This is a genomic window from Microcoleus sp. S13_C3, assembly GCF_036700905.1.
In the GTDB taxonomy this organism is placed as follows: domain Bacteria; phylum Cyanobacteriota; class Cyanobacteriia; order Cyanobacteriales; family Microcoleaceae; genus Microcoleus.
Genome location: NZ_JAUBPT010000232.1, coordinates 4,176 through 9,184 on the forward strand (window position 1 = coordinate 4,176; position 5,009 = coordinate 9,184).

Genomic DNA, 5,009 nt, shown 5'->3' on the forward strand with positions numbered 1-5,009 from the left:
ATAACTGAGATGCACCCTTTTTAATAAGCCTTTTGAACGGGCAAGATGCCCGTTCCACAAGAAGAAAATCTACTCTTGGTGGAACAGCCCGAAAAGCCTGTTATTGAAAAGGGTGCAAGATGTCAGTTATAACTGAGATGCACCCTTTTTAATAAGCCTTTTGAACGGGCAAGATGCCCGTTCCACAAGAAGAAAATCTACTCTTTGTGGAACAGGCCGAAAAGCCTGTTATTGAAAATGGTGCAAAATGTGAGTTATAACAAATAACTAATAACTAATAACTAACAACTAACAGCTAACAACTAACAGCTAATCACCTCTTCGCGGAATTTATGGGCGCCGAAAGTACAATCAACCAGACCGAACAGCTACCGCTGGTAGTAAATCCCGACATTCTCCAGCAATCTATCCTCTACAAAATTAATACTCGCATCATCGCTCGCGGAGAATTAATTTTCCCCTGCGTCCCAGGAATGCTAAGTCACTATGTCAAGTCCATAGAAAAGCTATTTAGCACTCTCGACAGACCCCTGCCCGAAGACCGCAGAGACGAACTCAGCAAGCTTTTAGCCACCAAGTTAGAACAAGGCTACCGCACCTCCACAGCATCGATGCTGATCCTGCAATACGAATCAGTACAGCCGCCGCAAACCGGTTTAGCCTGCAAAGTCATTGTTACTACCTCAACAGTTGGAGAACAATACAAAAGCTGGGTAGACACCAGAGAACCTCCGCTTTTCGGTTCTCATCCAGACGCAAAATTGATGACAACGGCTGCTAAATTGGGCACACCCGATCGAGTGCGGATTTTGGACGTGGGCGCTGGTACCGGCCGCAATACCTTGCCACTGGCGAGATTGGGCTATTCTGTAGATGCGATCGAACTAGCCCCAGCTTTTGCAGAACAATTGAAAGCGGCAGTAACAGCCGAAAACCTTCCCGTGACAGTTACTGAAGGCGACGTGCTCGACCCCTTAATGCGGATGAAACCGGCCCGCTACCAGTTGGCAGTTGCCGCCGAAGTCATCTCACATTTTCGAGACAACGATCAAGTACGGCTTTTCCTCGCTAAAATGTGCGATTCCCTGTCTCCCGGAGGCTTATTGCTGTTCAGCACGTTTTTAACCGTCGGCGACTACCAGCCTGATGCCCTCGTGCGACAAGTTGCCCAACTCTCCTGGTCTACTTTATTTACGCCCCAAGAACTCGCCACCGCAATGGAAGGGTTGCCCTTAGTCCAAATATCCGATGAATTGGTGTTTGAGTACGAACGCCACCACCTGCCAGAAGGAGCCTGGCCCCCGACGCCCTGGTTTGCCAGTTGGGCCACCGGTCGAGATGTCTTCCCGATGGCAAACGCACGCCCGCCAATGGAATTGCGCTGGATTTTGTGTCGCCGAAGTTAAAAAAAAATCAATCATTTCTCGACGGGCACAGCAATCAAAAGCTTTTATCGGCGGTCAATTTTTCCTCAAATACTTTTATTTCAACAGCTTAAATCCGGTTCGCTGTTAATATTGTCCAGCCTGGACAGAAAAATTTACAAAAATATATATTAAAATGTAAAGAGAGCGAAGTTCGATCGCCCCTGGGTGACAAACCCAGTGTCTGATTAGATCCAACGCTTGCCAACCTTTTATTTCTTGCGAAAAATTGGGTGGCTAATGGCAATCGGGCTTGAATAAAAGTCGATCGTCATCTCAATGGGTGCAACTAGAGTTAAGATGAATTCAACAAACCTATTCCTCCCGATAGATGACTTTTTAGGGAATAGGATTAACCAATAGATTAGCTCGCTAGTTAGCGATGCTGCTGAAAAACAAATATGCTTTTAACACATCCACTACAAGCGTTTGGAGCAATCTTCGGGCACAAACCTTCCACAAATAGATCATCCATCGACCACAAAACCAGTAAAAATTATTGGGAGGGGAATATTGAGTCCGCTGTAAACGAACAAATTGACTGGTACATCCAAGTGGAAATGCTAATGAGTAACGCTAAATCTTCCTGCACCAATGAAGAGATTACTGCTTGGCTGCGGGGATTGCTGACAATTGCTTGGGCAGACGGCAACTTTGACGAAGACGAGCAAAAAATGATTGCAAATCTAACTCAGGATGAACTACACCCGGTATCTTTTGAGGAGGGTTTTGAACCCATTACCGCAGAGGAATTAGTCGCTGTGTTAGGGAAAGACACCGCCAAAGGCGAGGATTTTTTGAGGACAGCAGTCATGGTAGCTTTGGCAGATGGTACCTACTCGCTCAGCGAAGACGAGGTAATCTCTAAGTTTGGCACAGCTTTGGGGCACAATGTAGAGGCGATCGAAGCTCTGCGACACACCATCGAAGACAGCAAGTGCGATCCGCAAGGGCCCAGCAGCCAAATAGTCTTTGATGCGAATGTCGTCCCCGTCGTCGGAACACCGCTTTCATCTCGGCTACCGAAACCTCACCACAAAAATGTCCTGCAGCCTGTCAAAGACTGGCTTGACGCCTGGGAAATTCACGACCCAAAATTGGCACACTTTGTCTGTAAAATTATTCCGCCCCAGTGTCCGTTTGAGCGAGATGTCGTGTTATTTGGTCACAAAATCGTCCACATTCCGGCGATGTGCCAGATTAATCCGCTTTACGAACAGTTAGTCGGGATGCGCTTTCGAGCTCTCTGCTATTTGGCAGATGAATGTAAGGAAGATGTATCGTCCTATTGTTAGTAGTCAGTAGTCATTAGTCAGTAGTCATTAGTCATTGGTCATTCTTGTCAAATCTTGGATTAATGACTGTAACTATTAACCAATGACTACTAATTAGTCTTGAACGCAAAAACCTGGTTTTTCTACGAAAAAACATCATTACACCCATCCGACCCAGTAGAAAAACCCGGTTAATTCATTTTGTGTGCGCGAGTCTTGTTAATATCAAATCTGGTTTGATAATACTAATTCAACAAAAGTTTTGATACAATCCTCAAGCTTATACAAATTATTAAAAATCGCCGATTTAGAAGCCGGACACGGCAGTGCTGTTTCCCTACAGATGCTCGCGTACAATCTCTCGCTTTGCACTACTTTTCAGAATTGGTATAATTACAGCCTCTTCCAGGTTCATGAAGTAGACTATAAAGCTATATTCTGTGGCGTTAATCTGTAGGGTGCGTCGCTCCTTCATATCTGATAAAACTTGCAGATTGACCCGTGGCGACGCACCGAACCACGGGCTCTCGCTGGCATTGTGTGTACCACATATACATGGAATATGCTGTATATTTTTCTGCCCACTAACTGTAAATCGCGACTAAACTTGGCTGTCGTTCACCGACCCCGACTAAAGGCCAAGACGAATATTGTGCTTGGAGCTGGTATAATAATAACTAATGACTAATGACTAATGACTATTGACTATTGACTACTGACAACTGACTAAATTATGCAATTTATCGATCGAGCAGATATTCAAGTCGCAGCGGGCAAAGGCGGCGACGGCATGGTAGCTTTTCGCAGAGAAAAGTACGTACCGGCGGGCGGCCCCTCTGGCGGGACGGGCGGCAAAGGCGGTTCCGTGTATATGGTGGCGGTGGAAAGCCTGCAAACGCTGCTAGATTTTCAGTACAACCGGATTTTTAAAGCCGATGACGGGAAGCGGGGCGCGCCGAAAAATATGACTGGTGCCGGTGGGGACGATCGCACGATCGAAGTTCCCTGCGGTACAGTAGTTTACGACGCGGAAACTCAGGCAATCTTAGCAGATTTAGTGACGCCCGGACAGACTTTTTGCGTAGCCAAAGGCGGCAAAGGCGGTTTGGGGAATAAGTGTTTTCTGACCAATTCTAACCGCGCTCCAGATTATGCGATGCCCGGAAAAGAAGGAGAACACAAATTTTTGCGTTTGGAATTGAAGCTATTAGCTGAAGTGGGAATTCTGGGGATGCCGAATGCTGGCAAATCCACCTTAATTTCAGCTTTATCTGCGGCCCGCCCCAAGATAGCAGATTATCCGTTTACAACTTTAGTCCCGAATTTGGGCGTAGTCAGAAAACCGACTGGCGACGGTACTGTTTTTGCTGATATTCCGGGATTAATTGAGGGAGCTCACGAAGGCGCGGGTTTGGGTTACGAGTTTTTGCGGCACATCGAACGAACTCGGTTGCTGCTGCATCTGATCGATATTACGGATGAAGATCCGATCGCCAATTATGTCACAATTCAGGAAGAATTGAAGGCTTACAGGCGTGGTTTAGCCGATAAACCCCAGATTTTGGCTTTTAATAAGGTAGATGCGATCGACCTCGAAAGCGAAGAAATCGGTAATTTAATCAGCCGACTTAAAGAAATTAGTGGCGCTCCGATTTTGTTGATTTCCGCCGTTAGTAGAGTTGGATTGGATGAAGTGATGCAGCAAGTTTGGCAGAAACTCGACGAGATGAACGAGAAAGAGGCGGCGGAACAGTTAGCAGTCGCGAGTGTTTAATCGCTTTTTGGTTCCAAGAATTTCCGTGAAGCCTTTTGGGGAAATCGACAATACTCGCATTGCTCTCCGGCGCGTTGGGTCACTAGCCGACGCAGAGAGGCTGGTACATAACTCATGCTTTTGTCTGTAAGCGTTTATAGGCGTGAGCTTTGGCTAAACGCACCCAATGTTCTAACAGCAAATAGCGATCGAGTTCGACTTCCTCTCTGGCCGAAATAGTGCCGGATTTATTGCGATCGAGCAGTTCGCTCATGCGGGCTTGCAACGCAGGTGTGGGGCGGATTGCGAGGATTTCTTCTGGGCTGGGTTGACTCGCTAGCAGTTCCACTATTTGGCGATCGTCTTGGTAGGGGATGGTTTCTGCGGGGGCGAGTTCCCGAAGTGCCCGATCCAGGGCTTCCGGGAGACGATCGCCCAATTGTTGTAGTTTTTCGCCGAGGATATCAGGAACTTCTAGGATAATAGGACTTACGCATTGACAAAAAATATCATCTATGTATTCTAGACAATGCCATGACTGAATCGGTTTGCCAAAAT

General features: G+C 46.8%; 4 protein-coding genes. 3 read left to right on the top strand and 1 reads right to left on the bottom strand.

Translation table 11 applies throughout. From position 1 onward, the window contains the following. Nucleotides 1–332 precede the first annotated feature (332 nt). The 3 genes from QUA16_RS34140 to obgE all read left to right on the top strand — a co-directional run bounded on the left by QUA16_RS34140 (nt 333) and on the right by obgE (nt 4,472). Nucleotides 333–1,406: a class I SAM-dependent methyltransferase gene (locus QUA16_RS34140; protein ID WP_333108993.1), complete on the top strand. Its 1,074-nt coding sequence runs from the start codon at nt 333–335 to the stop codon at nt 1,404–1,406. A gap of 419 nt (nt 1,407–1,825) precedes the next feature. Beyond that, a complete protein-coding gene (locus QUA16_RS34145) occupies nt 1,826–2,719 on the top strand; it encodes a Mo-dependent nitrogenase C-terminal domain-containing protein (RefSeq protein WP_333108989.1) in 894 nt (297 codons plus the stop codon). Nucleotides 2,720–3,431: 712 nt separating this feature from the next. Next, nucleotides 3,432–4,472 carry a GTPase ObgE gene (gene obgE, locus QUA16_RS34150; protein ID WP_333108987.1) on the top strand — a complete coding sequence of 347 codons (1,041 nt, stop codon included), beginning with the start codon at nt 3,432–3,434 and terminating at the stop codon, nt 4,470–4,472. 112 nt (nt 4,473–4,584) lie between these two features. Here the strand turns inward: obgE and QUA16_RS34155 are convergent. Continuing rightward, a partial coding sequence (locus QUA16_RS34155; protein ID WP_333108984.1) for a hypothetical protein occupies nt 4,585–5,009 on the bottom strand: 425 nt, incomplete at its 5' end.